The sequence below is a fragment of the Bacillus sp. P14.5 genome (genome assembly GCF_003316765.1).
GTDB lineage: Bacteria > Bacillota > Bacilli > Bacillales > Bacillaceae_B > Rossellomorea.
Genome location: NZ_NIJF01000099.1, coordinates 1 through 1837, shown reverse-complemented (window position 1 = coordinate 1837; position 1837 = coordinate 1). Strand labels below are relative to the sequence as shown.

The window sequence follows — 1837 nt, the reverse complement described above, 5'->3', positions numbered from 1 at the left end:
TGCCACGCCGTCAATCCGCTCACCGTGAAGACAGCGCTATCGACGAAACTGTCGAGCGGTATGTCGTAACAGAGCGCCGCCGGCCAGACGACATATTCGGCATAACCGCCGTCGTACTCCGATCCGATAAACGACATATCGTCCGCGATATGCTCTTCCCCGTCCGGCCCACTCGACGTGAACGGGAATAAAACGACCCGGCGTCCCACCATCGTTTCCTCGACCCCACTGCCGACCTCCACGACTTCGCCGGTAATATCCGAACCAGGCACACGCGGGAATTGGACTCCTTCCGGTCGCCAACCCCGATTCTTTGTCCGTCCCGTACGCTCCTTCGCGCATCCAAATCTCTGTATTGTTAATGCCGCACGCTTTGACGCGGACGAGCACTTCCCCTTGTTTCGGGGTCGGGATTGGAAGGTCGACGACTTGTAATTGATCGACATCTCCGTAACCGACGACTTGAACTGCTTTCATCATTTGTTTCCCCCTCATCGCAATCGTTTGTTTGTCTATACCCATAATCACGCACAACAGCCACCAATCTTTTGGTGGCTGTTCAACGTTTACAGTTGTTGGCGTCTGAGCAGACCGGCGAACACGCCGCCTTTCATGCTCAATTCATCATGCGTTCCGTCCTCGACAATCCCATCAGCGGTGACGACGAGGATGCGGTCGGCATTCTTCACCGTCGCCAATCGGTGGGCGATAATGAGCGTCGTCCGGTCGGCCGCGAGCTCATTGAGCGAGTCTTGAATGATCGCTTCCGTCTCCGTATCGAGCGCGGACGTCGCCTCGTCCAAAATCAAAATCGGTGGGTTCTTCAAGAACATGCGAGCGATGGCGATCCGCTGCTTCTGCCCCCCCGATAGTTTCAAACCGCGTTCCCCGATTTGCGTCTCAAGGCCGTGCTCGAGCTCCTCGACGAGCGAGTTCAAATGCGCCTTTTCGACCGCATGCATGATTTCCGCGTCGGTCGCGTCCAGTTTCCCGTAAGCGATGTTCTCACGGAGCGTACCGGCGAACAAGAACACGTCTTGTTGCACGATGCCGATTTGACGACGCAGGCTCTCTTTCGTCATATCACGGATATCCATGCCGTCGATCGTGATAGCGCCGCTCGTCACGTCATAGAAGCGCGGAATGAGTGAACAAATCGTCGTCTTCCCAGCCCCACTCGTCCCGACAAGGGCGACCGTCGTGCCCGATTCGATATCGAGGTCGATGTCAGTCAACACTTGCCGATAGTCCGAGTAGCCGAACGATACGTTTTGGAAAGAAATATCGCCTCTCAGCGTCTCGACGTCAATCGCGTCCGGACGGTTCTCGATGTCCGGCGCCTCGTCTAACAGTTGCGTGAATCGTTTGAACCCTGCCATCCCTTTCGGATACATCTCGAGAAGAGCCGTAATTTTCTCGATCGGCTTGATGAGCAAGTTCATATAAAGGATGAACCCGACGAGTTGGCCGTAAGACAGCTGGCCTTGATACGTCAAGTATGCCCCGTAGACGAGCACAAGCAGCGTCATGAGCCGCGTTGTGATATAGATTCCGGCGAGCGACTTACTCATGACTTGATACGCCTCGATTTTCGAACCGCGATAGAAATTGTTGTCTTTCTGGAATCGGTTGATCTCGAACGTCTCGTTCGTGAACGATTGGACGACGCGAGCGCCAGAGACACTGTCCTCGACGCGGGCGTTCACTTCTCCGATATTCGTATACATCTTCTGCCACGCCTTGTTCATGTTCTTATTGGCGTACGTGATCATGATGACGAGGAACGGCACGGCGACGACCGTGACGAGCGCGAGTTGCGGGTCGATCGAGAACATGA

General features: G+C 55.1%; 1 protein-coding gene and 1 pseudogene. Both read right to left on the bottom strand.

The features are described 5' to 3' along the window. Window positions 1–477: pseudogene (locus B9Z54_RS20575) on the bottom strand (alcohol dehydrogenase catalytic domain-containing protein); the annotation flags it as partial. Window positions 478–566: 89 nt separating this feature from the next. Continuing rightward, window positions 567–1837 (bottom strand): ABC transporter ATP-binding protein (locus B9Z54_RS20570; RefSeq protein ID WP_162785309.1); only part of this gene is annotated, 1271 nt, incomplete at its 5' end.